This window comes from Collinsella sp. AF05-9, from assembly GCF_003465595.1.
Classification (GTDB): Bacteria; Actinomycetota; Coriobacteriia; order Coriobacteriales; family Coriobacteriaceae; genus Collinsella.
Genome location: NZ_QSBB01000010.1, coordinates 1 through 26,406, shown reverse-complemented (window position 1 = coordinate 26,406; position 26,406 = coordinate 1). Strand labels below are relative to the sequence as shown.

Sequence of the window (26,406 nt, the reverse complement as noted above, 5' to 3'; positions counted from 1 at the left end):
TACGGCGCTTGAGGGAATGCGCCCCTATTCATATACTCGCGCTACATTCGATTGCACGAGACGCCAGCGAAGGGGCCCAATGCAGAACGATAAAAACGTCATTGCACAGCTCACCCCGGAGCAGAACACGCTCTTCAACGCCATGTTCGGTATGCAGAGCTAGCCAAAATGGATGCAAGCGGTGGCTGACGGAATTGTCTGCGGTAGCATCAACGCATGGCAATCAGCACTCCTCTTGGTAAGGGCAGCAAGCATTTCCGCTAGTGCTGATTGCCATGCGCTCTTCTTGTTCATAGCTGCGCCGCCTGCCTGAAATGACCCGCAGTCAAGATGAACTGCAGGAATCATGGCGAGTCGTAACCGCTCGCAAGCCTCCTTCGGAATAGGCGCTGAGCAGCTCCTGAGCGTGGGCAAACTCGGGCCCTCGCCTCCAACCGAGCAGGCGGTTGACCGCGAGATTTCCCTGGACGTTGTGGACGAAGAGCAGATAGGTATCCTCGCGCGAAAGCCCAGTCTCCTCCATGATCGAGGGAACCATCTGCTCGGCGCCGCGCTCGACGACGCGCTGTGCCACCCGGGCGTACGCGTCGTCATCCGAGTAGAGCAGATAATAGTCATCGTTTGCCGGCGGACGCTGGCAGAGGGCACCCGCCTCCGTTCCCTCGAGCGGCGGCACCGCCGCCAAGGCCTCGTCGATAAGCGCGTCGAGCAGGGCGAACTTGTCCTCGTAGTGCAGATAGAACGTGCCACGGTTGATATCGGCGCGGCGGCAGATATCCGCTACCGTCATCTTCGCGAAGCCGACCTCGGCCAGCAGCGCGAAGAACGCCTCCCGTATGACCGAGAGTGTATAGCGTCGGCGACGATCGATCTTCCCCGCTTCCATTACCCCTCCAATTGCAACGCTCGACAATGCCCGGCAAACGCTCGTTTATCGACAGCAGGCCGAAGCTGTTCATTGCTCTTAAGCAAATCGACATGGATACTTTTTATAGACACGTGTTTATAATAGCTGAAAGAAGGTATCCAGTGACCCTGTACGAGCAGCTCGTTATCGAGCTCACCAACCAATCGTTTTCCCTTCAGGCCGCCTACCGCAGCGGCGGCACGCCCTATGAGCTGAGTGACCGCGAGCCCGAGCCCTACGACCAGCAAATCGAGGACTTCGCCCGCATGATCGAGGAAGCCGATTGCGTGCTGGCGGGCGGGGCCTCCGGGCTCTCCGCGGCGGGCGGCGGCGACTTCTACTACGAGGACAACGCGACCCATCGCAAGCATTTCGGCAAATTCGCCGAGCGTTACGGTTTCAAGGGCGCTTTCGAGGGGTCGTTCTACCGCTGGCCCACCGCCGAGGCGCGCTGGGGATACCTCGCCACCTTCCTCGACACCACGCTCAACGCCCCGCTGCGCAAGCCCTACAGGGACCTCGACGCCATTCTCGCCGAGAAGGATTTCTTCGTGCTCACCACCAACCAGGACACGCAGTTTGTGAAGCTCTATCCCTGGGAGAAAGTGGCAGAGATCCAAGGCGACCACCGCTTCTTTCAGTGCTCCCGCTGTTGCACCGACGCGGTGTGGGATGCGGTCGAGCCGGTCTCCAACATGGTAGAGGCCATGGGAGACGGCCTTGAGGTTCCGACAGAGCTCGTGCCGCGCTGCCCGCACTGCGGGGCAGAGGCGTTCCCCTGGGTTCGCGGCTACGGCAACTTCCTGCAGGGCGAACTCTACGAGGAGCAGTACCGCAAGGTGTCCGACTGGCTCGACGCGCACGCACGGCAGAGGATCCTCTTCCTCGAGCTGGGTGTGGGCCGCATGACGCCCGCGTTTATCCAGGAGCCGTTCTGGGCCCTCACGGCGCAGTTACCGCAGGCCAGCTACATCGCCGTAAACAACAAGACGCAGTTTCTCCCCCGCGCGATCGAGGATCGGGGGCTCGCCGTTCGCGCCGACATCGCCGACGTGCTTGCCGACGTGCGCAAGACGCTGGGGAGGTAGCGCATGGAGACGGCGAAAGCAGTTCGCATAGGCAGGGCGCTAGCCGAAGCGGATCTTGTCATCATCGGCGCTAGCAACGGACTCGACATGGCGGAGGGGCTCAACCTTTTCTGCGCCGATGCTCATTTCCGAGAGGCGTACGGCGACCTCGCTCAGGCCGACGGCATCGGCTGCATACTGCAGGGGCTCGCCTCCCCGGATGCCAGCGTGCGACGCCGATGGGCCGAGCGGTTTCATCAAAAGGAATATCTCGAATATGAGCCCAGCCCGCTCATGAACGAGCTGCGGCGTCTTACAGAGCACGCTGACACCTTCGTGATCACGTGCAATATCGACGGGCACTTCGTACGCGCAGGGTTCAACGAGAACCGCGTGCTCGAGACGGAGGGGGGCATACGCACGTCGATCGACGAGCGGCGTCTCGCCCATCCAGACGCCCTCGCCACGGCCCAGCTCGAGGAGCTCGAGCGCCTTGTGCAAGCCCATCGCAACGGCAGGGTCGCCATCCTCGAACTTGGCGTGGGACTGCGCAACGGCATCATAAAGCACATGCTCGCCCAGATCGCGAACGTCTGCGAGCACGCCACCTACATCGTGTTCAACTACAGCCAGGCCATGGCGCCCGACGCCTCGTGCGAGACGATTCTCGTTGACGGCGATATGACCCCGGCTTTCGAGGAGATTGCCCAATGCCGTCTCTAGAGAGGGAAGCGTATAGGCTTCGAAGCCTTATCGACGATGCCGACGCCATCATCGTCGGCATCGGCTCGGGCATGTCAAGCGCCGCCGGGTTCAACCATTACAACCGCGCAGGCATGGCGCGCGCCGGAATGACGGACTGGCAGCAAGCCTTTGGCTTCAAGAGCCTTTTCGACGGCTTTTACCACCTCTACCCCAGCCTCGAGCAGCAATGGGCCTACTACGCGCGATACATCGACTTCATGCTGCGCGAGCTGGCCTCGCAGCCCTATCTCGACCTACGGTCCCTCATCGGCCATAAGGACTACTTCATCCTGAGCACCAATGTAGACACCCAAGTCGAGAAGACGTTTCCCACCGAGAGGATCTGCAACTATCAGGGAAGCTTCGCGCACCTTCAGTGCAAGCAGCCATGCTGCGACGAGCTCTTCGAGGCGAGCCCCTACGTCGAGCGCATGCTCGCGGGCATGGCGGGGTTCGAGATCCGCAGCGAGGACGTCCCCCGATACCCGCATTGCGGCTGGCAGCTCGTGCCGTGGGTGCGCGACGACACGTTTCTGCAGGGTGCGGCATGGCGCGAGAGCCTCGGACGATATGAGCGCTTCGTGCGCGAGCGCAGCGATCGCCGCGTGCTGTTGCTGGAGCTCGGCGTGGGCGAGATGACCCCGGGCATCATCACGCTCCCGTTCTGGAGCATGACCGCGAAGCTGCCGGATGCGCACCTGCTGAGCGTAAACATCTCGGGCGGCTCGGCTCCGCTGCAGCTTGGAAGCAAGGCAGGGGCGATCCAGGCCGATTTGGGCGCCCTGCTCTCGGTGGCGCGGGCAGGTGGCGAGTAACGCGGAGCGGTAGACGCGCAATGAGGTTTTAGCCGCAGCCTCCGAACGAGAGGGCTCGGAGGCTGGTATTCCTGAATCGCAGGTCACGATGGGTTATCGGAATCGCGAAGAGCGGATACCGCCAGTAAGCCCCCTTCGGAATAGGCGTTGAGCAGCTCCTGGGCATGGGCGAACTCGGGGCCTCGTCGATAAGCGCATCGAGCAGCGCGTACTTATCCTCGTAATGCAGATAGAACGTTCCCCGGTTGATCTCGGCGCGGCGGCAGATGTCCGCCACCGTCATCTTCGCGAAGCCGACCTCGGCCAGCAGCGCGAAGAACGCCTCCTGTATGACCGAGAGGGTGTAGCGCCGCCGGCGGTCGATCTTGGTTTCTCCCATCGCCTCTCCAATCTGAGTCGTTTGACAATGTCCAGTAGCTGTTCGTTTATCGACAGGTGCACGCGTTTGTTCATTGCCCCTGCGAAAATCAACAAGGATACTGTTTATAGACACCTGTTTTTTATAGCTGAAAGGGAGCACGGATGACCCTGTGCGAGAAGCTCGGCATCGGGCTTGTCAGCCGATCGTTTTCCCATCGGGCCGTCTATCGAAACGGCGGCACGTCATACGATTTGAGCGATTGCGAGCCTGCTGCTTGCAAGCAAGATATCGAGGCTTTTGCCCGAAAGGTGGGGGAAGCTGATTGCGTGTTTACGGGAGAGGCAGGTAGGCAGGCGTTATGAGCATCTGCATCAAAAATCAGATTCAGAATATGAATATCGTCATCGGCTGCACGGTGGGGTGTCCATATTGCTATGCCCGTAACAATGTGAAACGTTGGCATATGATTGACGACTTCGCTGATCCTGCGTTCTTCCCGAGCAAGCTCAAGATGATGGAAAAGAAACGCCCGCAGAACTTTCTCCTTACCGGCATGAGCGATCTCTCCGGGTGGAAGCTGGAATGGCGAGACGAGGTATTTGCAAAGATCCATGAGAATCCACAGCATCAGTTCCTGTTCCTGACCAAGAGACCCGATTTGCTGGATTTAGATACCGACCTGGAAAACGCATGGTTCGGCGTTACGGTGACGAGGAAAGCGGAGCTGTGGCGTATCGACGCCCTTCGGAAAAACGTCAAAGCAAATCACTTCTTCGTTACTTTTGAGCCGCTATTCGACGATCCCGGTACGGTCGACCTTTCCGGAATCAACTGGATCGTCGTCGGTACTATGACCGGGGCGCAGAGCAGGAAGGTTCATACGGAACCGGAGTGGGCATGGTCTTTGACGGACCAGGCGCACGCGCTTGGCATTCCAATGTTTATGAAGGAAGACCTCGTCTCTGTCATAGGGGACGAAAACATGATTCAGGAATTGCCGGAAGAATTCGAAAGAGTGCTGGAGGTGCAGAGAACATGGCAGAAGTGATCGATGGAATCCTCATCAATGAGGTGGAAGCAAAGAACATCATGACCAAGTCCAGCCTGCCGGTAGGCGGCTACTCGGTCAATCCCTATGTAGGCTGCACGCATGCCTGCAAGTATTGCTATGCCTCCTTTATGAAGCGCTTTACCGGACACAAGGAGGAATGGGGCACCTTTCTTGATGTGAAGCATTGGCCGGAAATCAAGAATCCGAAGAAATACGCTGGACAGCGGGTGGTTATCGGTTCTGTGACGGATGGCTACAATCCACAGGAGGAGCGATTCGGGAATACCAGGAAACTCCTGGAGCAGCTGATTGGCAGCGATGCAGATATTCTGATCTGCACAAAGTCCGATCTTGTGGTACGGGATATCGATCTGCTGAAGAGGCTTGGACGAGTGACCGTTTCATGGTCGATCAACACGCTGGATGAGAACTTCAAGAACGATATGGACTCCGCGTCGAGCATCGAGCGTCGTATCGCTGCTATGAAGCAGGTGTATGACGAAGGTATCCGTACGGTCTGCTTCGTGTCCCCGGTATTTCCCGGCATCACGGATTTTGAGATGATTTTTGAGCGAGTAAAAGATCGGTGCGATTTGTTTTGGCTCGAAAATCTCAATCTTCGGGGTGGTTTCAAAAAAGCGATCCTGGATTATATCGCCGAGAAACATCCCAATCTCGTACCGCTTTACGATGAGATCTATAACAAGCGCAACCGTAGCTATTTTGAAGCGCTTGAAGTAAAAGCCGAGGAAATGGCCAAGAAGTACGATTGCCCCTTTGTGGACAACGAAATGCCTTATGGCAGAGTCCCCCAGGGGCATCCGGTGATCGTGGACTACTTCTATCACGAGGAAGTCCGAGGGTCAGATAATAGCGGAAAAAGAAATCGTTAAACGGAAACCGACGACGATTCGCTCGAGCGATTAGCGTCCACGCGTGGCTTCTGCCGATTGGCGCAACGGGCGACGGATTAAGGGACCGCTCGGGCGGATGATCCCGCTGCAGTACAGGCGGTCGCTCAATTTAGCGGCATGAGCGTTTTCGCACGGAAAACCAGTACCCCCTGTGCCGAGTTTAATCGTAGCGAATACAATGGGCACTGAGCATCAATCGAAAGTAGTCAAGAGCCTTTTCGACGGCTTTTACCACCTCTACCCCAGCCTCGAGCAGCAATGGGCCTACTACGCGCGATACATCGACTTCATGCTGCGCGAGCTGGCCTCGCAGCCCTATCTCGACCTACGGTCCCTCATCGGCCATAAGGACTACTTCATCCTGAGCACCAATGTGGACACCCAGGTCGAGAAGACGTTTCCCGACGAGAGAATCTGCAACTATCAGGGAAGCTTCGCGCACCTTCAGTGCAAGCAGCCATGCTGCGACGAGCTCTTCGAGGCGAGCCCCTACGTCGAGCGCATGCTCGCGGGCATGGCGGGGTTCGAGATCCGCAGCGAGGACGTCCCCCGATACCCGCATTGCGGCTGGCAGCTCGTGCCGTGGGTGCGCGACGACACGTTTCTGCAGGGTGCGGCATGGCGCGAGAGCCTCGGACGATATGAGCGCTTCGTGCGCGAGCGCAGCGATCGCCGCGTGCTGTTGCTGGAGCTCGGCGTGGGCGAGATGACCCCGGGCATCATCACGCTCCCGTTCTGGAGCATGACCGCGAAGCTGCCGGATGCGCACCTGCTGAGCGTAAACATCTCGGGCGACTCGGCTCCGCTGCAGCTTGGAAGCAAGGCAGAGGCGATTCTGGCCGATTTGAGCATGCTGCTCTCGGCGGCGCGAACGGGCGACGAGCAGCGCAGTTCATCGCGCCGTGTTTCATGCGTGGACGCTTAATGAGTAGTCTCGGGTGGCTTGCCCATGAGTTGACGAATAAGTTGGAGCTTCGCCATTGGCTCAATCGCTTCGCGCGCTCGATAAACTTGTTTAGTAAAAGGCGGATCGGTCACCGATGGACGCACGACGAGAAACACGTACCTCCAGTGGTTCAAGCACGGCGCGCGTGAGGATCTCTGCAAGCAACCGCCTGGTACGCTACTGTTGCCAGCGTGGCTTAGCGGACTGGCGAATCCCGCCCCGTGCGCGTCATCATCCAATCAAATGCCCCGGCAAGCAGCAGCACCGCCAATCACACTACGTTCTTACGGTGCCCTCTGCGATAATATTAGCGAATTGTGTTTTCACCTCGCAGCTACGGAGACATTAGATGATTACGCTGGACAATCTTCGCGACGCACTTAGGGCTCTGTGCTACGAGCCGTCGGGCGACGGCACCGTTTATCAGAAATCCTGGGAAGAGACCAGCGCACAAATCACGGTCGATTTTTCCAAGAAACGCATCGGCTACCCGAAAGACCTGGGGTTCAAGGTCAACAAAGACACAACTTGTAACTTCTCCGATAACGAGAACTTCGTCGTACTCGCCTGCGTAACCATGCTCCTCGACAAAGGATATCGCCCCGAATCACTCGAGCTGGAGCGCGAATGGGCCCTTGGGCACGAACAAAAGAGCGGCCGCGCTGATATCTGCATTAATGACGAGAGGGGCGACACACTCGCAATCGTCGAATGCAAGACCCCTGGAACCGAGTTCAAAAACGAATTCAAGAACATGCAGTCAGACGGAGGGCAACTCCTCTCCTATTGGCAACAAGAGCGCGCGACTCGCTGGTTGGTACTCTTTGCATGCGATTTCATCAACAACGAAATTGTGTTAGACCAGGTTTCAATTAACTGCAGCGATGACGAGAACTTCATCGCGCTCGCCAAACGCGATGACACCATTGCGCTCTACCGCGACGCCCATACAGTGGAACAGCTCCATCAAGTTTGGACGGAAACGTACAACCAACAAGTCGAGGGAAACATCCTCTTTGGCGATAGGTCGACGGCATACCACCCGATGGTTCCTCCCCTTCTCAAGAAGGACCTTGTCGACTTCAGGGCCGAAGACAGCATCGTCAACCGCTTCGAGGAAATCCTCCGCCACAACAACGTCTCCGATAAAGAGAACGCCTTCAATCGCCTTATTGCGCTCTTTATCGCGAAGCTCCAAGACGAGCTCTCGAAAATGCCAACCCAGGAGATTGAGTTCCAATACCGCCAAGGACGAGACACCTACGAAACGCTCCAGGACAGACTCCAGAGACTCCACTCAGACGGCATGAGAAAGCTCATGCGGGAAGAGGTCCTGTACGTTCCCAACAACTACGCCGAAAACCTCATAAGCAACTATACGGGCCAGCACCGCAAGCAGCTCATCGAGGAGCTGAACGGCACGCTGCGCAAGCTTAAATTTTATACCAACAATGACTTTGCGTTCAAAGACGTCCACAACGAGGAACTCTTTCTTCAGAACGGCAAGGTACTCGTAGAGACGGTGCAACTTCTACAGCCGTATCGCATCGTAGGAACTCAAGACATTCAATTCTTGGGCGACCTCTTCGAACAGCTCCTTAATCAGGGCTTTAAGCAAAACGAGGGCCAATTCTTCACACCTGTGCCCATCACCCGTTTTATTTGGAAGTCACTCCCACTCGACAGCATCGTGCAGGACGAGGCTGGTGCCGTGCACTATCCACGCGTTATCGATTACGCCTGCGGCGCGGGGCACTTTCTCACAGAAGGGTTCGAAGAAATCTCCGACGCCGCATGCCAATATGATCCGACCATAGAGGATGACCTCGGAGACGCCGACTGGGTCAGAGACAATCTCGTCGGCATCGAGAAGGACTATCGACTCGCTCGCGTTTCCAAGGTCTCGTTCTACATGCATGGCGCAGGGCAGGGCAACGTGGTCTTCGGCGACGGACTTGAAAATTATCCCGACAAGGGAATCGACAGCCGAACCGACAGGGGACGCTTCGACATTCTTGTCGCCAATCCCCCGTACTCTGTCGCGGCCTTCAAACCGCATCTCAAGCTTCACAACAACGAACTCAAAGTGCTGGAAACCATCAGCGATAGCGGCTCGGAAATCGAGACCCTCTTTGTCGAGCGTGCGGCACAGCTTGTTCGGCCCGGAGGCTACGCCGCCATTGTCCTCCCCACCTCGATCCTCGACAAGAGCACGAGCTCGAGTTTCATGGCCGCACGCGATGTGCTTTTGAGCTCCTTCGAGATCGTCTCCATCGCCAGGTTTGGATCAGGCACATTCGCGGCCACAGGAACAAACGTCGCAATTATGTTCCTACGTCGCTTTGACGAGATCCCGCCCCGCAATGCGAACGCACTTGATTTCGTTGACGCTGTTTTTGAGCGCAGGAAGCTCACTGGTTGGAAAGACGAAAGCGCTTTCAACGCTTATCTCGACACAATTAATGTAGACGGAGATACTTACCGGGCTTTTCTCGCAGGAGAGGCTGGCTGGAACGAATGGGCAAACACTCGCCACTTCAACGTTTATTGCCATCTTTTCGAATCATCGAAGGAGCTCAAGACCCTTCGAAAGAGCAAGACTTGGAAGGCGGCCGACAAGAACTCACAGCTCAAAGCAGAGAACGAGCTGTTCTATCGCTATGCGCACAAGGAAGAGCGCAAACGCCTGCGCGTTTGGGGTCTCGTCTGCGGCGAACAGACGCTCATCATCAACTCACCTAACACGACCAAGGAAATCGCCTCTTTCCTTGGCTACAAATGGAGCAATCGCAAAGGCAACGAGGGGATACAGCCCATCGATGGTGAGGGCGTGCTCTATTCGGACGACGAATCGGACGACACGAACTCGCTAAGCGGCATCATCAGAGCATGGTTCTCCGGCGAGCAGGTTGAGCCCGGCGACCTTGCCCAGTACTACTACTATGCCAAGACCACCGATTTCATCGACTTTGATGCCGAGAAGTTCGACGAGACTCTTACGATTCCCCGCTCTTTCTACAAGCCCCGCTCGTTCGCCCAGGGCACCGTAGTCAAGACGCTTAGAGACATCACATCCTACGTTACCAACAGCGTGGCCCAGAGTTCCATCACCACCGACACTTACGTAACAACGGAGAACATGGTCAAGGATCGTGGCGGCATAACCGCCTATAGCGGAGAGCTTCCGGCAAGTGCTGGCACCGCATACAAGAAGGGAGACACGCTCGTCTCCAATATTCGCCCCTATCTGCAGAAGATTTGGCTCGCAGACCGCGATGGGGCGTGCTCCAAGGACGTTTTGGTATTCCGAAGCATAAATACCGACAGCCTATTGCCCGAGTTCCTCCATCTGCTCCTGTGGCAGAAGGACTTCTTCGACTACGATATGTCCACCTTCACGGGAACCGGCAGGCCTCGCGGAGACAAGAATGAGCTGCTCAAATACCCCATCCCAGTCCCGACGCTCTCCGAGCAGAGAGCCCTCATCGACGGTTTCAATCGCTTAACAGATGAAATCAATAGCAAAAGACAGCAAATCGCCGCTCTCAAGGAAAGCGTCAAATCACGGTTTGTAGAGGTATTTGGCGATCCGGTCGATGGTAAAAAATGGCCTTTCGTTAGGCTTGAAGACCTCTGTACCAAGTTGGGTTCCGGAGCAACACCACGAGGCGGCAAAACGGCATACAAGGCCGAAGGTGTTCCGCTGGTCAGAAGTATGAATGTTCACAACGGTCGTTTCGTGTGGAAGGACCTTGCTTGTATTGATGATGAACAAGCCGCAAAACTAGAAGGCGTCACGCTGATGAAGGGTGACGTGCTTCTGAATATTACTGGCGCTTCGGTTGCTCGTTCATGTCTTTTGCCGGATGAATTGGCTGGTGGACGTGTTAATCAGCATGTCTCAATTGTCAGAGTCGACCAAAAACGGATGCTACCGGTGCTATTGAACACGGTGCTGATCAGTGATTCGTATCAGAGACTCCTGCTAAACGGCTCAAGAGCGGCTGGAGCAACAAGGGAGGCAATTACCAAAGAAGATCTAAAGAGAATGACGGTTCCCTTGCCTCCCCTTGAGCTTCAGCAAGAGTTCGCCGACTTCGTCGCCCAGGTCGACAAATCGCAATTTGCACTTGAGCAAGAGGTCGACGCCCTTTCCGCAGAGCGCGACGCCCTTCTAAACCGATTCCTCGCGTGATACGTTCCTCCCATCCATATCGGGATGGGAGGAACTGATGCACACGACGGTCGAAATAGCAAACGCGGTTCTCACAAAAATGCAGGCACTCGTTAGCGGCGAAGTGCTTTCGTATCTCGAGAGCGTCCTTATGAGCGAACTCAGGGGCATCGAACTTGAAGTGAACGCGCTCAGCAATGTCGAAGACGAGGCCTCAAAGTACATGGAGCGATTCCTCGCAGCCAAAACCATCGAGGGATGCTCGCCTAAGACCATCAGGTACTACAAGGCCACACTTACAAGGGCGCTCGAAGCAATCAAAAAACCAATTATCCGGATTAGTTCAGATGACTTACGAACATACCTGAGCGAATATCCCATAGGTAATAACGCGGGGAGCATCACCGTCGACAACGTCAGGCGCATCCTGTCGTCATTCTTCTCTTGGCTTGAAGACGAGAACCATATACTCAAAAGCCCTGCACGACGCATTAAAAAGATTCGCTCAAAGAGAACGGTCAAGTCCGTATATTCTGATGAAGAACTTATAGCCCTCACAGACGCCTGTTCTTGCAAGAGGGATCTGGCAATCATCAACCTTCTTAGTTCAACAGGGATGAGAATAGGCGAACTCGTCTCGCTCAATCGAGAAGACGTTGATCTAAATCGGCGAGAGTGCATTGTACTCGGAAAGGGCAACAAAGAGAGAGTCGTCTATTTTGATGCAACTACAAAGCTGCACCTAAACAACTACCTGCAAGAACGCAGCGATAACGTCGCCGCGCTATTCTGTAGTCTCACAAAGCCGAGTTCCAGGCTGCAAGTAAGCGGAGTCGAGCTCCGCCTTCGCTCCTTGGGAACAAAAGCAGGCGTCAAACACGTCCACCCACATAAGTTCAGGAGAACGCTGGCCACCAAAGCAATTGGAAAAGGAATGCCCATCGAGCAGGTGCAGAAGCTGCTTGGCCATCAAAAGATTGACACAACGTTGATGTACGCAATGGTCGATCAGGACAACGTAAGGGACTCTCATAGAAGGTATATCTGTTAAGTCAAATCACGGTTTGTCGAGATGTTTAGAACCAAGACGCACGCATCATGGCCAATCGAAACAATTGGCAACTACAGCATAGAAATGCACTACGGCACTTCAGCAAAAGCCGGCGCCGATGGCGATTATGTCTACATCCGAATGAACAATATCACCGACGACGGCATCCTTGACCTAACCGATACAAAGCGAATCACCCTAAAGGGCCAAGCTCTCGAAAATGCTACCGTCCGCTATGGCGATTTGCTTTTTAATCGAACCAACAGCATTGACAAGGTTGGGAAAACTTGCGTTTTTCATCAGTCAGAGACCATGGTTATTGCTGGGTACATCGTGTGCGTAAGGTTCGCTGACCACAGCTCTGCCGAATATGTATCTGGTTACCTGAATTCAAAGGAAGGAAAGCGAGTCCTTCGTAATATAGCGAAGGGAAGTGTCCATCAGGCAAATATCAGCGCAGCAGACTTGGCCGCTATTCCCATTGCAATTCCCCCGTTGTCCCTCCAACAGGAGTTCGCCGACTTCGCTGCCGAGGCGGACAAATCGCAATTTATCATCCACCAAGATCTTCACGGCTTTTGAAAAGACAGATAGTTACATGTCCAACGCTACAGAAGCCCGAGGACCGTCGCCTTTGATAGCATCTCGTAGGCTCGCGGATATGTCTCTTTGTCGCGCTCGGCCATAAATGCCCAGTTCGCCGTCACGTCAGCCGCCCTCACCATAGCCACCTTGGAGGAGTCGACATAGGAGACTGGAATCTTGGGCAGCCAGTCGCTAAATACAGGAGGGTAGGAGGTCTGCCACGTTGGGTTGAACATGCCGCAGCGCAGCTCCTCATCAACCGATTCTGCCAGGTTGTACTTTCCGTCGATCGAAGTCGAATGCTCGTCAACCACAACAGAAACTGCATCAACCTCGCTCGCGGCAATTCCCTGAAGCCTCAGCGCGTCAACGATGCCGGACTTCACGCCACGCTTTAGAGCGTAGTCAAGATACCTTTGCTTGCGCCTTTTCGAGCTTGAATTCTCAGAGCAACTGCAACACCCCTGAGTAGTGGACCTCGTAGGGCGTCCTGAACCCCAGGCGCTTGTGGGGCCTGCGGTTGATGGCATCGTACACCCGCTCGACCTCCTCGTCCGAGACCGCAGAGAAGCCGGTCCCCTTCGGGAAGTACTCGCGCAGCAGACCGTCTGTGTTTAGTCAAGCCTGATTTTCGGGTTGGGGCTGCGGTGGAAATCCCGGTCCTCTTTTGGTCCAGGATTTCCACCGCAGCCCCAACCCGTAAATTGAACGCTATCAAACACAGATGCCGTCGCGAAGTCGATGTCGCGCGTGACGCGGCCGTCGGGGATGCGCGCGAGCAGCCCGCTTCCGCCCTTGAGGATAAACCGGCCGTCGGGGTTGCTGAACACCCTGCGCAGGAACCGGTCGCGCAAAGCCCGACGACAGCCGTCCCCGGGGTCACCGCCCCTGTCGCGAACGGCCCTCTTCAGGGCCCTGTCGAGCTGACCGCCGTTCTCGTACGTCATTCTTCCCGCCTCCTAGCTAACGAATCGTACAGGCTGGCCCCCGCCGACATCCCGGCTTTTGCCCCCCGGCGTCGATTTTCTCCCTCAGCGCGCCCTCGTCTTCGACGAGGCCCCTTTCGAGCGCGTCCGCGAGCACGTTCGCGACCAGGCTCAGTTCCTCCCCGGAGTCTATCAGGTCCACCACCGTGAGCCAGGGCCTCGTCGCCGGGATGTCCGAGACGATCGCCACGTCCTTCGGGTCGAGGCGGCGCTTCCTGATGAATCAGGTTCGGGCGCTTAGTCTGCTTTCTCTCGGGCGTGCAGAACTCGTAGGGCGAGGGGCTGACCTCGCCGATGCCGTAGAGCCATGCAGCCGTCGCCCCCATGGCGACGGGGCGCCTCCCCGGGTCGATCGACAGTCAGGCCGCGAGGACGTCCTCCTCCCGCGTGCTCGGCGAGCCGCCCATGCGGTAGACGCCCTTCGCGAGCCTCTCTATGTTGCCGAGCCCTTCCCGCCTCGAGAGCGCGTACCGCTCGACGCCGAGCACCTTCGCCTGCACAGATGTGAAGAGCCCCCTTTGGGAAGAGGCGATGTCGTTGGTGGCTCGTATGACTTCGATTTATTCCATGCTTGCATTGTGGAAAATAATGCAACAATGCAAGCAATACGCTCAGAATACACGGCGTTATTCGGCGGCATTCGGGGTCACTGAAACTGCGGAAACCGATTTTCGCATTTCTTTATTCCCATTTGTTGACCTGGGCGAATGCAATTGAAGAGGGCTTGAATCCGCCTCGCAGTTTCAAGTCAGTTTCATCCGCTCGAAATCGGCCTTCGGGGGACCCGAATTGTGAATTATTCCCGCAGGGCCTAATTATTCCCGTACCGCCGAGTACTCCGTTGTACCGCCCAGTAGGGACACACGGGAATAATTGGGTCGTTTTCCCAGGTAGAGATGCAAAAAGAAAGCCCTCGAACCAAAGGGTTCGAGGGCTGTTATTCCCACTATTTCGCTGGTGGCTTCGGTTCTGCCGTCCCGTCATTCCAGTTGCACCCAGTTTTCGGCATCGACACGGAACGCGTGCCGCCGAATGACGCGATGTCGCGTTTCGTCGGCTTCGGGGACAAAAGTTGGGACAACCTCAAAAACTTTTTTCAAACTCAGGGCATTGAGTTTTTGTTTTTGTCCCAAAGGAGCTTCCGACCGTGATTCGGGTGCCCAATTGGGCGGAATCGCCCGTTTCTGAAACTCAACCGCAGCATCACGCGCAAGCCACTCGCAACAACTGCAAATGATTGGTCGCGAGCGGCTTCCAACGAGATTCCAAAGCCGCAGGTCAGGCGACTGCACTACTGACAGGGAAAGGGAGTCGTATCGGGCGGCTTGCCCATGAGTCGACGATGAGGCTTCCACCGAATGTCGAGGACATGCTGGTAAAATAGGCAATACTTTTTATGACAGGAGAACGAGCATGGCCGAACCCCACGATAGGAAGCCGATCCTCACGATCGAGCAGCAGATAGAGCACCTCAAGCAGAAGGGCGTAGCCTTCGAGCTGTGTTCCGAGGAAGAGGCCGCGGACTACCTGCGCGACAAGTGCAACTTCTTCAAGCTCGCATCCTACCGCAAACTCTTCTCGAAATACGAGGGAGGCCCGCGCGACGGCCGCTACGTAGACCTCGACTTCGGCCAGCTGCGCCTGCTCGCGGCGCTCGACCAGGAGCTGCGCCACGCCCTGCTCGGCATGACGCTCGACATCGAGCATTTCCAGAAGGTGACACTGCTTCGCGAGATGGAGGACCGCGGAGAGGACGGCTACGCCATCGTGGCCGACTACATGGCATCGCTTACCACTGCAAACAGGGAGTACCGCCTGCGCGAGCTCAAGATGAGCGGCCGCAGCCCCTACAGCTCGAGCCTCTACGCGAAGTACTCCGGCGACATGCCTGCCTGGGCCTTCCTTGAGCTCACCTCGTTCGGCACCCTCATCGACTTCGTGCGCTTCTGCGCCAGGCGATGGGGCGACAGGCGCCTCGAGGCCTCCCACTACGACCTCAAGCGCGTGAAGTCCGTCCGCAACTGCGCCGCGCACGGCTCGTGCCTGATCAACTGCTTCGCCGAGAGGGGCGCCGCCCGGGGCTCGGCGTCCAGCGGCGTCTCCCGAAGGGTCGCCGCCGTGGGAATTCCCAAGGCGACCAGGAGGAAGTGGATGGGGAATACGGCCATGCAGGAGGTCGCGACCGTGCTCGTGGCGCACTCCGGCTTGGTACCCGAGGGCTCCTCGCGCTCGCGCGCCGCATCCGAGCTCGCCGAGATGTTCGCCAGGGCCGACGGCGAAACCGAGGCGCTGCCCGACAAGGGGCCCGACGCCGCAGCTCGCTCCGCGCTCGAGTTCCTTCGCAGGTTGACAGAATCGCTCGGGTTGGTAAAATAGCGTGCAGATAGCAAAACCTTCACGGTTTTAGGGGCGGACTTGCGCAAGCGACTCTGCCCTATTTTTATATTCACTCGCTATAGGAGACGGGTGATACCTGGGTCAATGACAGAACTGAGAAGCCCGGAATAATGGAGCCAGTTAGAAACCCTCGGGTTTGCGGGGCGGGATCGTGAGAGCGATTCTGCCCTATTTTTTCCTCCGTCTGCCCCAAACCAAGTAGTTCGAAGATAGCCTGTAGGTGTCCTCGTGGGCGCCTTTTATTTTCAGGGAATCGGCCGCTTCATGAATGAGCGACCGGCTTGACCTAGATCGAACCGCCTTCATCTCCGTCTAGGCGCCGGCAATCAACATCGTGAATCCGCACGTGCTACAATCCAACCATCAGAGATGAAAACACAGTCCCCGTCGGGTAGTCGTGGGCGTGCGGGAGTCCGCATCAGTAACCTGCCTCCTTGGTTGTCCCTTCTCTGCATGGTCATCTACATAAAGGAGGAACCAGCCATGCAGATCAGCGTGTCATCCACCCTGACCGTATATCACGACGGCCAATTCTGGGTCGGGCTGGCGGAGCATGTCGAGGACGGCAGATACGGCGCCGCCCGCATCGTCTTCGGCGCAGAACCGTCCAATGAGGAGATCCTGCGATTCGTTGTCAACAAATGGGCGAAGCTCTCGTTCTTCGGTCACGATTCGACCGAGGCGAGCAAGCCCGCGAAGAACCCCAAGCGACGCGCCCGCGAGGCGGCGAAAGCACTTAAGCAGCCGGCGATGAGCACCAAGGCGCAGCAGGCGCTCGCGAATCAGCGGGAGACGATGAAGCGGGAATCGGCTCAAGCAAGAAGCCAGCGTCGCGCGGATGAGGCGGAGGCGCGCTTCGAGCAGCGAAAACTGAAGCGCAAACAGAAGCATCGCGGTCATTGATACCACCATCAACCCATATATAGCAGCAGGCGTAGCTTCGATTGAAACTACGCCTGCCACCTGGTGCTATAACGTTATACAGAACGTATGTTCTATACCCACTCGATGACTAACCCAGTCCGAGCACTACCGATGCGTGTCGCGTCATACCGCCTAAGAGCTGATTCGTTCAGAAAAGGTTCAGGGGGATCGTCGAGTTTATTGCGCCCTCGCGTTTTACAAAAGAGAGTACAAGGCCCTTTAGCTCGAATTATTGCATTTAGAACCCCGCCGCTCATCCATCCTAGCTTGCCCAAACAGCCCTCCCGCGATGTCCATGTCCCAACGGATGGGTACCATTTATCCGGGTGCACCTGGGGCAACGGGCCAGCAGGCCCGCGCAAGGTCGCTCGCATAACACGCAACATCAAACACGACAGAAGAGGCGAACGACAGATGCCGGACCCCGGACGACAGCACCGCGGAAGACGAGCATTCCGACCACAACCGAACAACTCCAGCTACTAGGCAGGCGCCCGCATGGGCGCCTTTTACTTTTCAGGGACATAGCTGCGAGCTAAGGCACGCGGCTCATAGCCGTTTCGTGAAGGCACGACCAGCTCGACCCAGCTCGACCCGTCTCCGCTCCTGCCGTGCTTACCAATCGACATCAGGCGGTTCAATCGTCGCGCAGACGAAAAGGCACACGGTGTCGTGCGGTGTCCTCGCGCGGTGCCGCACGGGAAGATTGGAGGAACCATGGCACGCACAGCCGAATGCGCCGCGCCCGAGGGAAGCCAAGATCGGGACGAATGGATGACGGTGATCGAGATGCAGGAGTACATGGGGGCGAGCCGGAGCAAGGCATACGACCTCGTCTGGTCGGGAGAGATCGACTCGTACAGGCTCGGAAGGAAGCTCCTGGTGTCGAGGGCGTCAGTGGACGCCTACATCGAGTCGAGGAGCGGCAGGAAATGACGGCGGCGACCGCCCCGGGAGCCGCCCGCGGCCGGGCACGCGAGGGAGCCTCGAGACGAAAGGAGCTCGAGGACGACCATGACCAAGAGCATTAGCAGGAGCCAGGTGAGGCTCATCGCATCGACCAACGCGATATTCGGCGCCGACGAGGCGTGCGCGATGCTGCGCATCAGCCGCGACGCCATGTACCGGCTCGCCAAGGACCCCGACGACCCGTTCCCGATCCGCTACATCGGCGGCAAGACTCGCGACGGCATCGTGCTGCACGACGAGCTCGTCGCATGGGTCGAGCGGAACAGCATCGTCGGCTCGCCCAGAAGGGGCTAGCGCCGATGGCAGCCGCAGGCCCGAAGGGGCGCGACGGCCCCTCCCCGCGCGAGTTCACGACGGTACGGCACTTCATGATGGCGGACCTGGGCCTCTCCGGCCTTCCCCTGCTCGTCTACGCACGCATCTTCGGTTTCTGCGACGCCGGGTGCGGCTACTTCGAGAGCAAGGGCGGCCTGGCCCGCTTCCTCAACGTGCAGGAGCGCAGCGTCCACCGCGCCATCCGCGACCTGCTCGATCGGGGCCTCATCGAGGAGTGCGGCGTGCACGCCCCGGCGCGCGGGCACGCCACCAAGCGGTACCGCATCGTGCGCGAGAGACTGCCGCCCGGAGCGCTGGCAACCCCTGACGGTTCGTCAGGGTTCCCGGCCCGAAAGGGTGACGAAATGACAGGGTTCGCCGAGAGCAAGGGTGACGAACCGTCAGGGTTCGCAGCCCGAACCCCTGACGAGATGACAGGGAAACCCCTGACGATATGCCACCCAATAAGCAAAAGGGACAACAAGGACTTCAGAAGATAAGGAAGGGGCGCCCGATGGACCGAGCGGGACTCATCACCCTGGAGCAGGCCCGTGCGGCCGGGCTCTCCTTCGACGAGCCGGAGCCGAGGGCGTGCCCGCACTGCGGCGCCGCCCTCGATCCGCTCGGCGCGGCGCTGGCGGGCAGGGTCGCCTGGGTCTCCGCCGCCCCCTGCCCGTGCGAGGGCGCAGCCAGCGAGCGGGAGTCCGAGGCGCGAAGGCGCGCGGCCCTCGCCGCCAAGGAGGAGGCCGCCCGCCGGGAGAAGGCGCTCTCGCGCGCGGGCATCCCCAGGCGCTACTGGGCCGCCGAGGCCGACCGCCCCGAGTTCGCCGAGTACATCGCCTCGTTCGCCGGCAACGGGGGCGCCGGGCTCTACATACACGGGGGCGTCGGCGCCGGCAAGACGCACGCCGCCTCCGCCATGGCCAGGCTGTTCGCCGAGGCCGGCTACGACGTCGCCTTCACGACGGCCAAGGGCATGCTCGAGCGCGTGAAGGCCACGTTCGACGAGGGCGGCACCGAGGCCGCCGTCGCGCGGTACGCCAAGTGCGACGTCCTCGTGCTCGACGACCTCGGCAAGGAGGACGCGACGGAATGGTCCGTCGGCACCGTGTTCAGCGTGCTCGATGCGCGCTACGAGGACATGCGCCCGACCATCGTCACGTCGAACTACGCGCCGGGCGCGCTGGCGGACAGGCTCGCAAGGCGCGGCGAGCGCGTCACGGCAGAGGCGATCGCGAGCAGGATCTCCCAGACCTGCAGGACCGTCTACCTGGGCGGAAGGGACAGGCGCCGCCTCGGCTAGCTTGTGCGCTTCCCGTGGAGGCGCGGACGGCTCGACCCAGCTCGACCCATCGCGGGCGGCCCCGATGCCCGCCGCAATCGAAATCGCTATACACGTCTTGGGCGGCGCCGGCGCGCCGGCACGCACGCCTGCTCCGACTCGCACCGTGCCCCCATCGCGAGGACGCCGCCCGCCAAGCAACAAACGAAAGGCGGAGGGCCCATGGACGGCTTCGAGAGGATAACCGGCCGCGAGCACGACGGGCTCGTGGAGAAGTGCCAGGAGAACGGCTGGCTCAAGGTCGGCGGCTTCGACTGGCAGGACGACCCGTTCCTCGAGGAGTACCCCTACGAGTTCTCCCGCACGGACAGCGTCGACAGGCTCCGCGAGGCGCTCGGCTCGGGCAACTGGGCCATACGCCAGGGGTTCTGCTACCGCGACCTCGCGTTCATCCAGCAGGTGAACGGCGGCGACGAGTGGTGGACGCTCAAGCGCGACGGCGACGCGTGGACCGGCTTCGAGAGCTGGAGCTTCGGCGCCATCGCCCAGGAGCCCGAGCGGTTCGAGCGCGCCATGCGCGACATGTGCGAGGCGACGCCGGAGCAGTGCCGCAGCGGCGAGTGGGCCCATCTGCACGAGAAGGCTCCCGAGCCGCTGGCGCAGCGCGCCGCGTCCGCCCGCGAGGCGAGCCGCGCGCACGCCGGGCAGGAAGCCCGCGCCCCAATGGCGCGCGAGAGGGCCGTCGGGGCCGAATAGGGACGACCGGGGCGCGAAGGCGCCCTTTTTCATCTCGACTGGAAGGGAGGCGCGGGATGGCGAGCGACTACGGGGACGAGGCGGGCGGCAAGCTGCTCGACTGGATGCTGAGGATCGGCCAGGAGGCCGGCGCCGAGGCAATGGCGCGCAGCGCGAGGGAGCTCTCCGAGCGCCTCGCGGGAATCCGCGGGACCATCGCCGGCGGGCGCGCCGAGCCCATCGCGGCCGACGGCGTGCCGGCCTACGCGAAGCTCAGCCTCGAGGAGCTCTCTGGGCTTCCCGAGTACGCGACGATCAAGGAGGTCGTCTCCGACAAGCTGCGCGCCGCGTCGGTCGAGCACCACATCATCCCCGGCGAGGGCCGCGACTGGCTGCTCTTCAAGGTGGAGGACGCCCCCGAGGTCGACGAGGCCTTCCGCCAGCTGGAGCAAGAGACGGGAAAGGCCGCCGATCGCGCAAGGGAGCGGCTCTCCGAGATCGCCGAGAGGCGCCGGGCGCCCGAGCGGCTGGCGGAGCGCGCCGAGCGGGCGCGCGAGGCGTCGAGGGCCCACAGCCAGGGCATCGGCCGGGACCGCGGCCCGCGCCAGATCGAGGGGCCCGAGAGATGAGGTGGCAGGCGGCGGCCGCGCTGGCCGCGGCGGCGTTCGCCGCGGGAGACTTCGCGGCCGCGGCAATCGCGGCGTCGGGCGCGAGCCCGATCCTCGACCCGGAGGCCGCCATGGCGGCGATCCCCGCGGCGCTCCGCGCGGGGCGCGTCTTCTCCGCGGAGGCGGTTCCCCTGTGCGCCGGGACCGCCTGCGCGTGCGGCGCGCTCCTCGCCTGGGCCCGCTCACTGGGGACCAAGGGGGCCCGGCGCGACGGCGAGGAGCACGGTAGCTCCAGGTGGGCCACGCGCAAGGACATCGCGCCCTTCGGCGACCCCAAGGACCCCGACAACAACATCATCCTCACCGACAACGCGCGCATCCGCCTCGTGAGCCGCAGGTTCGACCTCTCCACCGACACCAACGACAACGTGCTCGTGGTGGGAGGACCCGGCACCGGCAAGACGCGCTACTACGTCAAGCCGAACCTCCTGCAGGCCAACGCCAGCTTCTTCGTGACCGACCCGAAGGGCACGCTCATCCGCGAGATGGGCGGCGCGCTGGCGGAGCTCGGCTACGAGATCCGCGCGTTCGACACCATCGACTTCACGCGCTCCATGCGCTTCAACCCCATAGCCTACATACGCGACGAGGCGGGCGTCATCCGCTTCGCCCGCGGCATCGTCGCCAACACCGAGGGCGACGCCGACCACAAGGGCGACCCCTACTGGGAGAAGGCCGAGCGCCTGGTCTACACCGCGCTCACGGCCTACCTCGTCATGCACTGCGAGCCCGCCGACCGAAACCTCGACGGGCTGCTCACGCTGCTCTCGCTCGCCGACGCCCGCGACGACCCGGGCTACATGAGCCCGCTCGACATGGTGTTCCGCGAGCTGGAGACCGGCGAGCGCTACGTCAGGCGCGGCGGCGCCTCGGCGGCGGGCGGATCGCTGCGCGGCTTTTCCGAGGAGGACGGCGCGTGGGAGTGGGTCAAGGTCCGCGAGCCCGCGCCGCCCGACGACTTCGCGCTCGCGAGCTACCGCGAGTTCCGCGTGGCCGCCGGCGACACCATGAAGTCGATGCTCTCGAGCTGCAACGTCCGCCTGAAGCCGCTTTCCATCCGCGCCGTGCGCGACCTCACCTCCAAAGACGAGCTCGACCTCGCCCACATGGGCGACGAGGGCGCCAAGGTCGCGCTCTTCGCGTCTATGAGCGACACCGACTCGACCTTCGACTTCCTGTTCGCCCTGCTCATGGATACGGCCGTGAGCGCGCTTTGCGCCGAGGCGCTCGAGGCGCACGGCGGCTCGCTGCCCACGACGGTGCACTTCGTCTTCGACGAGTTCGCCAACATCGGGCGCATACCCGACTTCGAGCGGACCATCGCCGTCACCCGCAGCAGGAACATCGCCGTCTCGATGATCGCCCAGTCGCTCTCGCAGCTGAAGGAGACCTACGGCGACAACAACGCCGAGACCATCGTGAACGCCTGCGACACGCTGCTCTACCTGGGCGGCAAGGCGAACGAGACCAACGAGGAGATCAGCAAGATGGCCGGCAAGCAGACGGTGGCGAGCGAGACGCAGAGCGACTCGCGGGGCGCCGGCTGGACCCGGACCGTGAACCGCGGCATCTCCGAGCGCGACCTCATACAGCCCGCCGAGGTGGCGCGCATGCCGCGCGAGGACGCGCTCGTGCTCGTGAACGGCTGCATGCCGCTCATGGACCGGAAGTACCGGCTCGAGCGCCACCCGCGCTCGCGCCTGCTCGAGGAGGCCACGCGCCGCGGCCCGTTCGACTTCGCGGAGTACCGCAGGCGGAAGGACGGCGCCTCGTGACGGGGCCGCGGAGGGCGCGGGCCTCCCCCGCCGCGGGGGAGGAGCAGCAAGGAACATCGTCAACCGAAAGCAAAGGAGAGCAGCATGCTCGCAAACGTCATCAAGCTCGTGTCGGGCTGCGTGACCTTCCTCGGCGGCTTCCTGGTCGTGTGGGGAGCGGTCTCGCTCGGCCTGGCCATCAGGGAGCAGCAGGGCGGCCCGCAGATCGCGACCGCCATTTCCACCATCGCCGGCGGCGCGATCATCATCGCCGCGTCGGTCTACTTCGGGCAGCTGGACACGTCCTGGCTGCCGGCATAGGGGGCGTCGCGGATGGCGCTCCGGATACCGGTGCAGAAGGACATCGGGGAGTACGAGGAGAAGATCGTCGGGAAGATGAGCCTGCGCACGCTCGCATGCGTGTCGCTCGGCTTCGGCAGCGCGGTCGGGGCGGCGGCCTTCGTCCACCTGGGCCTGCGCGCAGACGTCGCGGACGCGGCCTTCCCGATCATGCTCTGCAGCATGCCGTTCTGGCTCGCCGGGTTCTGGCGGCCCTTCGGCATGCGCGCCGAGGAGCTGCTGCCGCTTTTGGCGGCCCACGAGCTCTCCCCGCAGCTGCTCGCGTACGAGCCCTGCCTCGCCGGGAGCCTCCCCGAGGGCTCGCCGCGCCCGGGCCGCCCGGGACGTCGCGCGAGGCGCAGGGCAAGGAAGAAAGGAGCCGAGCTCTATGAGCCGAGCAAGAAGCAACAAGGAGAATAGGCCGAAGCGCCCGAGCACCCTCGGGCTGCTCCTCGGCGGCACGGGCGGGCGCAAGGACGCCTCGAAGGGCGCGGAGGCCGAGCGGCAGAGGCGCCGCCGGGAGCGCGACCGCTCGCGCGAGATGGCCGCCTACGTCGGCTACGACGCCATGTACAGGGACGGCATCGCCCAGGTGATGCCCGGGGTGTTCAGCCAGACGGTCGAGTTCTCCGACATCAGCTACCAGTCCGCGCGCAAGGAGGCGCGCGAGACGGCCTTCACCGTGATGAGCTCGCTGTTCAACTACTTCCCGGCGGACTCCCACGTGCAGCTCCAGGTAGTGAACGCGCCCATCCCCGCCGACGAGGTCGGCCGCAAGGTCTTCTTCGAGCCCGGAGAGCGCGCCACCGCCGGGCTCGCCGAAGAGTACAACCGGATCCTCAACGACAAGATGCGCGAGGGCGTCTCGAACCTCGTGCGCCACCGCTACCTGACCTACGCCGTGGGCGCCGACGACGTCGACGCCGCGGTGCCCAAGCTCGCGCGCATCCGGGGCGACGTGGAGCAGACGCTCGCGCGCATACGCTGCTCGTCGCGCGCCCTCGACGGCGTCGAGAGGCTCGAGCTTTTGCAGGGGCAGCTGCGCCCGGGGTCGCGCTTCGAGTTCTCCTGGGACAAATTGTCCCCGACGTCGGGCGCGCGCACGAAGGACTTCGTCATGCCCTCCACGCTCGACTTCAAGCCCGAGGGCAGGTCCGACTGCTTCCGCAGCGACGGGCGCTACGGCGCGGTGCTCGCGGTGCGCAGCTTCGGGTCGGTCATCGAGGAGACCTACCTCGCCTCCATCATCGACCTGCCGCTGCCGCTCAACGTGACGCTGCACGTGCAGCCCATCGCGCAGAGCGAGGCGCTCGCGCTCGTGAAGCGCCAGATCGACTGGATGGACAAGGAGATCATCGACGAGCAGATGAGCGCCGTGAAGAAGGGCTACGACTACCAGATCCTGCCGCCCGAGCTGCGCTTCTCGAAGGAGGAGGCCGAGGAGCTGCTCGACTTCCTGCGCAACAAGTCCGAGCGCCTGTTCGTCTACACGGGCCTCGTCTACACCTGGGCCGACAGCCTCGAGGAGCTCGACCGCCGCGTCCAGCAGGTGACGAGCGTCGCGCAGGGCTGCACGATCGGCCTCGAGCCGCTCCACTTCCGGCAGCGCCAGGCTCTCAACTCGGTGCTCCCGCTCGGGGACAACCACGTCACCGTGAGCCGCTACCTCACCACGGGGCAGGTGGCCATGCAGATGCCCTTCGCGAGCCAGAGCCTCGACGAGGCGGGCGGAGGCTACTACGGGCAGTCCAGGGAGAGCGGGAACCTGGTGCTGTGCGACCGCAAGCGCCTGGCGAGCCCCATGGGCTTCGTGTGCGGCAAGCCCGGATCGGGCAAGAGCTTCTCGGTGAAGCGCGAGATAACCAACACCGTGCTCGCGCACCCCGAGGACGAGGTCGTGATCTTCGACCCGGCCGGCGAGTACGGCAACCTCGTCGGCGCGCTCGGCGGTGCGAACGTCGAGCTCGCCCCGGGATGCTCGGCGGTGCTCAACCCCCTCGACACCGCCGACGTCGCGGACCGCGCCGACGCCGCCAAGCTCGCGTACAAGACCGACGCGGTGCTCGCGCTCTCGAGCGCGCTCATGGCCGAGGGCCGCGAGGGCCTGCCGGAGCGCGACCGCTCGATCATCGCCCGCTGCGTCGGCGAGGCGTACCGGGAGTGCGCGAGGGACGGCCGCCTGCCCACGCTCGGCGACTTCCACGCGGCGCTGCTCGCTCAGCCCGAGCCCGAGGCCGCCGACATCGCGCTGCGCTACGAGCGCTACGTGAAGGGCGCGTTCTCCTTCTTCAACGGCCAGAGCAACGTGGCGCTCGACAACCGCATCACCAACATCGACATGCACGGCCTCGGCCAGAACATGCGCGTGTTCGGCATGATCACGGCGCTCGAGATGGTGCGCAACCGCGTGATGGTAACGCCGCCGCGCCCCAACTACACCTGGCTCTACATCGACGAGGTGCAGAGCCTCTTCGCGCACCCGACGGTGGTCGAGTACTTCGCCCGCCTGTGGCGCGAGGGGCGCAAGTTCGGCCTCATCTGCACCGGCATCAGCCAGAACACGAGCCACATGCTGGCCAACGCCGAGGCCCGCGACATGGTGCTCAACTCCGAGTTCTTCCTGCTGCACAAGCAGTCCACCGCCGACCTCGACGCATGGGCGGAGATGCTCCAGCTCTCCGCCACGGAGCGCGGCTACATCGGCGACGCCGTCAAGCCCGGCGAGGGCCTGCTCATCAGCGCCGGGATCCGCGTGCCCATCACCGACGACTTCCCGAAAGGCCCGCTCTACGACCTGTGGAACACCAAGCCCGCAGAGGTCGCCGAGCGCGAGATGCGCCGGGCGGCGCGAGAGGCGGAGGAATAGGAATGGCCGGCCCGAGCGAGGGCGGCGGGATGCTCGAGGTGGTCGGGGCGCAGCGCCGCGACGTGCTCACCGCGGGCGACGTCGCGGAGACCGAGCGCGACGCCCTGGGAAACGTCTCGGAGGGTGCCGGCCCGCTCGACGAGGCGGGAGGCCCCGCCGCAACGGCGAAGGGGCGCCCTTCCAGGCCCGACGCGCGAGAAGGCGGGCTCGGGGACAAATTGTCCCAACCAGCCGGCGACCGGCGCGCGGCGGCCGCGATGCGCTCGCGCGTCGATGCGGCGAAGCTGGCGATCGCCCGGGAGGCCGTCTCCCAGCTCGACGACTCGGAGGAGCTCGAGGGCGCCTCGGGCATGTACGACGCGGGGCGTGCGGCCAAGAAGGCCGCGGGAAGGCTGCGGCAGAGGAAGGCGAAGAAAGCAGCCCAAGGCAGCCGCAAGGCGGCGACCGCGCTCGGCGCCCCAAAGGGAGGCGCGCGCGGCCCCGAGGCAGCCGGCGCGACCGCCCCGGCCAAGCACCAGGCGGCCCAGGCGGCCGCGCAGGCGTCGGGCGAGGCGGC

The 26,406-nt window shown here is 61.4% G+C and carries 28 protein-coding genes and 2 pseudogenes; 23 read left to right on the top strand and 7 right to left on the bottom strand.

Going from position 1 to position 26,406, the window contains the following annotated elements; translation table 11 throughout:
* Positions 1-325 precede the first annotated feature (325 nt).
* Positions 326-886 (bottom strand): TetR/AcrR family transcriptional regulator, encoded by a 561-nt coding sequence (locus DWV43_RS04725; protein WP_117817644.1) that lies wholly within the window; start codon positions 884-886, stop codon positions 326-328.
* A gap of 92 nt (positions 887-978) precedes the next feature.
* Between DWV43_RS04725 and DWV43_RS04720 the strand changes: the two genes are divergently transcribed.
* Genes DWV43_RS04720 through DWV43_RS04710 form a run of 3 tightly spaced genes read left to right on the top strand, consistent with a single transcriptional unit; the run spans position 979 to position 3,533 of the window.
* Complete coding sequence (locus DWV43_RS04720) at positions 979-1,995, top strand: NAD-dependent protein deacetylase (RefSeq protein WP_117817667.1); 1,017 nt, start codon at positions 979-981, stop codon at positions 1,993-1,995.
* A gap of 3 nt (positions 1,996-1,998) precedes the next feature.
* The gene (locus tag DWV43_RS04715) at positions 1,999-2,697 is read left to right on the top strand and encodes a hypothetical protein (protein WP_117817642.1); all 699 of its coding nucleotides are present in this window, start codon (positions 1,999-2,001) and stop codon (positions 2,695-2,697) included.
* Positions 2,685-3,533: an NAD-dependent protein deacetylase, SIR2 family gene (locus DWV43_RS04710; protein WP_117856212.1), complete on the top strand. Its 849-nt coding sequence runs from the start codon at positions 2,685-2,687 to the stop codon at positions 3,531-3,533. The genes DWV43_RS04715 and DWV43_RS04710 overlap by 13 nt, the downstream gene beginning before the upstream one ends.
* A 28-nt stretch (positions 3,534-3,561) precedes the next feature.
* On the opposite strand, the gene DWV43_RS04705 is transcribed toward DWV43_RS04710, so the two are convergent.
* Positions 3,562-3,912: a TetR/AcrR family transcriptional regulator gene (locus DWV43_RS04705; RefSeq protein ID WP_089572809.1), complete on the bottom strand. Its 351-nt coding sequence runs from the start codon at positions 3,910-3,912 to the stop codon at positions 3,562-3,564.
* A gap of 143 nt (positions 3,913-4,055) precedes the next feature.
* Between DWV43_RS04705 and DWV43_RS04700 the strand changes: the two genes are divergently transcribed.
* From DWV43_RS04700 to DWV43_RS04670, 7 genes are all read left to right on the top strand, one after another.
* Positions 4,056-4,256: a hypothetical protein gene (locus DWV43_RS04700; RefSeq protein ID WP_089572807.1), complete on the top strand. Its 201-nt coding sequence runs from the start codon at positions 4,056-4,058 to the stop codon at positions 4,254-4,256.
* Positions 4,253-4,942: a radical SAM mobile pair protein A gene (locus DWV43_RS04695; protein WP_117818010.1), complete on the top strand. Its 690-nt coding sequence runs from the start codon at positions 4,253-4,255 to the stop codon at positions 4,940-4,942. The genes DWV43_RS04700 and DWV43_RS04695 overlap by 4 nt, the downstream gene beginning before the upstream one ends.
* Positions 4,930-5,838, top strand: a complete 909-nt coding sequence (locus tag DWV43_RS04690) for a radical SAM mobile pair protein B (protein WP_055252675.1) — start codon at positions 4,930-4,932, stop codon at positions 5,836-5,838. The genes DWV43_RS04695 and DWV43_RS04690 overlap by 13 nt, the downstream gene beginning before the upstream one ends.
* A 199-nt stretch (positions 5,839-6,037) precedes the next feature.
* A complete protein-coding gene (locus tag DWV43_RS04685; protein WP_117856211.1) occupies positions 6,038-6,784 on the top strand; it encodes an NAD-dependent protein deacetylase, SIR2 family in 747 nt (248 codons plus the stop codon).
* A gap of 370 nt (positions 6,785-7,154) precedes the next feature.
* Entirely contained in the window at positions 7,155-11,000 is a 3,846-nt protein-coding gene (locus tag DWV43_RS04680; RefSeq protein ID WP_117818004.1) for an N-6 DNA methylase, read from the top strand.
* A gap of 37 nt (positions 11,001-11,037) precedes the next feature.
* Positions 11,038-12,030, top strand: coding sequence for a site-specific tyrosine recombinase/integron integrase (xerA, locus tag DWV43_RS04675; protein WP_117818001.1), 993 nt, complete (start codon positions 11,038-11,040; stop codon positions 12,028-12,030).
* Between the two features lie 21 nt (positions 12,031-12,051).
* Positions 12,052-12,612: a restriction endonuclease subunit S gene (locus tag DWV43_RS04670; RefSeq protein WP_117817998.1), complete on the top strand. Its 561-nt coding sequence runs from the start codon at positions 12,052-12,054 to the stop codon at positions 12,610-12,612.
* Positions 12,613-12,638: 26 nt separating this feature from the next.
* Here DWV43_RS04670 and DWV43_RS04665 read toward each other — a convergent pair whose 3' ends face one another.
* From DWV43_RS04665 to DWV43_RS04650, 5 genes and pseudogenes are all read right to left on the bottom strand, one after another.
* Complete coding sequence (locus DWV43_RS04665) at positions 12,639-13,001, bottom strand: hypothetical protein (protein WP_117583307.1); 363 nt, start codon at positions 12,999-13,001, stop codon at positions 12,639-12,641.
* A gap of 58 nt (positions 13,002-13,059) precedes the next feature.
* Positions 13,060-13,230: pseudogene (locus DWV43_RS10335) on the bottom strand (IS30 family transposase); the annotation flags it as partial.
* Positions 13,230-13,562, bottom strand: a complete 333-nt coding sequence (locus tag DWV43_RS04660; protein WP_117817995.1) for a nucleotidyl transferase AbiEii/AbiGii toxin family protein — start codon at positions 13,560-13,562, stop codon at positions 13,230-13,232. The pseudogene DWV43_RS10335 and the gene DWV43_RS04660, both read right to left, overlap by 1 nt.
* A gap of 16 nt (positions 13,563-13,578) precedes the next feature.
* Positions 13,579-13,791: a hypothetical protein gene (locus tag DWV43_RS04655; RefSeq protein WP_117583309.1), complete on the bottom strand. Its 213-nt coding sequence runs from the start codon at positions 13,789-13,791 to the stop codon at positions 13,579-13,581.
* Between the two features lie 169 nt (positions 13,792-13,960).
* A complete protein-coding gene (locus tag DWV43_RS04650) occupies positions 13,961-14,134 on the bottom strand; it encodes a type IV toxin-antitoxin system AbiEi family antitoxin domain-containing protein (protein WP_255413609.1) in 174 nt (57 codons plus the stop codon).
* 880 nt (positions 14,135-15,014) lie between these two features.
* On the opposite strand from DWV43_RS04650, the gene DWV43_RS04640 reads away from it, so the two are divergent.
* From DWV43_RS04640 to DWV43_RS04575, 13 genes and pseudogenes are all read left to right on the top strand, one after another.
* Positions 15,015-15,977 carry an Abi family protein gene (locus tag DWV43_RS04640; RefSeq protein WP_117817984.1) on the top strand — a complete coding sequence of 321 codons (963 nt, stop codon included), beginning with the start codon at positions 15,015-15,017 and terminating at the stop codon, positions 15,975-15,977.
* 504 nt (positions 15,978-16,481) lie between these two features.
* Positions 16,482-16,901, top strand: a complete 420-nt coding sequence (locus DWV43_RS04635) for a YjdF family protein (protein ID WP_233539241.1) — start codon at positions 16,482-16,484, stop codon at positions 16,899-16,901.
* Between the two features lie 738 nt (positions 16,902-17,639).
* Positions 17,640-17,858, top strand: coding sequence for a helix-turn-helix domain-containing protein (locus DWV43_RS04630; RefSeq protein WP_117817940.1), 219 nt, complete (start codon positions 17,640-17,642; stop codon positions 17,856-17,858).
* A 78-nt stretch (positions 17,859-17,936) separates the two neighbouring features.
* A complete protein-coding gene (locus DWV43_RS04620; protein ID WP_101677788.1) occupies positions 17,937-18,185 on the top strand; it encodes an AlpA family transcriptional regulator in 249 nt (82 codons plus the stop codon).
* A gap of 5 nt (positions 18,186-18,190) precedes the next feature.
* Positions 18,191-18,706 (top strand): hypothetical protein, encoded by a 516-nt coding sequence (locus tag DWV43_RS04615; RefSeq protein WP_117817937.1) that lies wholly within the window; start codon positions 18,191-18,193, stop codon positions 18,704-18,706.
* Positions 18,707-18,720: 14 nt separating this feature from the next.
* Positions 18,721-19,509, top strand: coding sequence for an ATP-binding protein (locus DWV43_RS04610; RefSeq protein ID WP_033500214.1), 789 nt, complete (start codon positions 18,721-18,723; stop codon positions 19,507-19,509).
* A gap of 201 nt (positions 19,510-19,710) precedes the next feature.
* A complete protein-coding gene (locus DWV43_RS04605) occupies positions 19,711-20,244 on the top strand; it encodes a hypothetical protein (RefSeq protein WP_033500213.1) in 534 nt (177 codons plus the stop codon).
* 56 nt (positions 20,245-20,300) lie between these two features.
* Positions 20,301-20,852 carry a hypothetical protein gene (locus DWV43_RS04600; RefSeq protein ID WP_117817934.1) on the top strand — a complete coding sequence of 184 codons (552 nt, stop codon included), beginning with the start codon at positions 20,301-20,303 and terminating at the stop codon, positions 20,850-20,852.
* Positions 20,849-22,666 carry a VirD4-like conjugal transfer protein, CD1115 family gene (locus DWV43_RS04595; protein WP_117817931.1) on the top strand — a complete coding sequence of 606 codons (1,818 nt, stop codon included), beginning with the start codon at positions 20,849-20,851 and terminating at the stop codon, positions 22,664-22,666. The genes DWV43_RS04600 and DWV43_RS04595 overlap by 4 nt, the downstream gene beginning before the upstream one ends.
* Positions 22,667-22,750: 84 nt before the next feature.
* Positions 22,751-22,966, top strand: a complete 216-nt coding sequence (locus DWV43_RS04590) for a hypothetical protein (protein WP_006234636.1) — start codon at positions 22,751-22,753, stop codon at positions 22,964-22,966.
* A 12-nt stretch (positions 22,967-22,978) separates the two neighbouring features.
* Entirely contained in the window at positions 22,979-23,404 is a 426-nt protein-coding gene (locus DWV43_RS04585) for a PrgI family protein (protein WP_099432729.1), read from the top strand.
* Positions 23,373-25,850: a VirB4-like conjugal transfer ATPase, CD1110 family gene (locus DWV43_RS04580; protein ID WP_073293312.1), complete on the top strand. Its 2,478-nt coding sequence runs from the start codon at positions 23,373-23,375 to the stop codon at positions 25,848-25,850. The genes DWV43_RS04585 and DWV43_RS04580 overlap by 32 nt, the downstream gene beginning before the upstream one ends.
* 2 nt (positions 25,851-25,852) lie before the next feature.
* A pseudogene (locus tag DWV43_RS04575) lies at positions 25,853-26,406 on the top strand (hydrolase Nlp/P60); the annotation flags it as partial.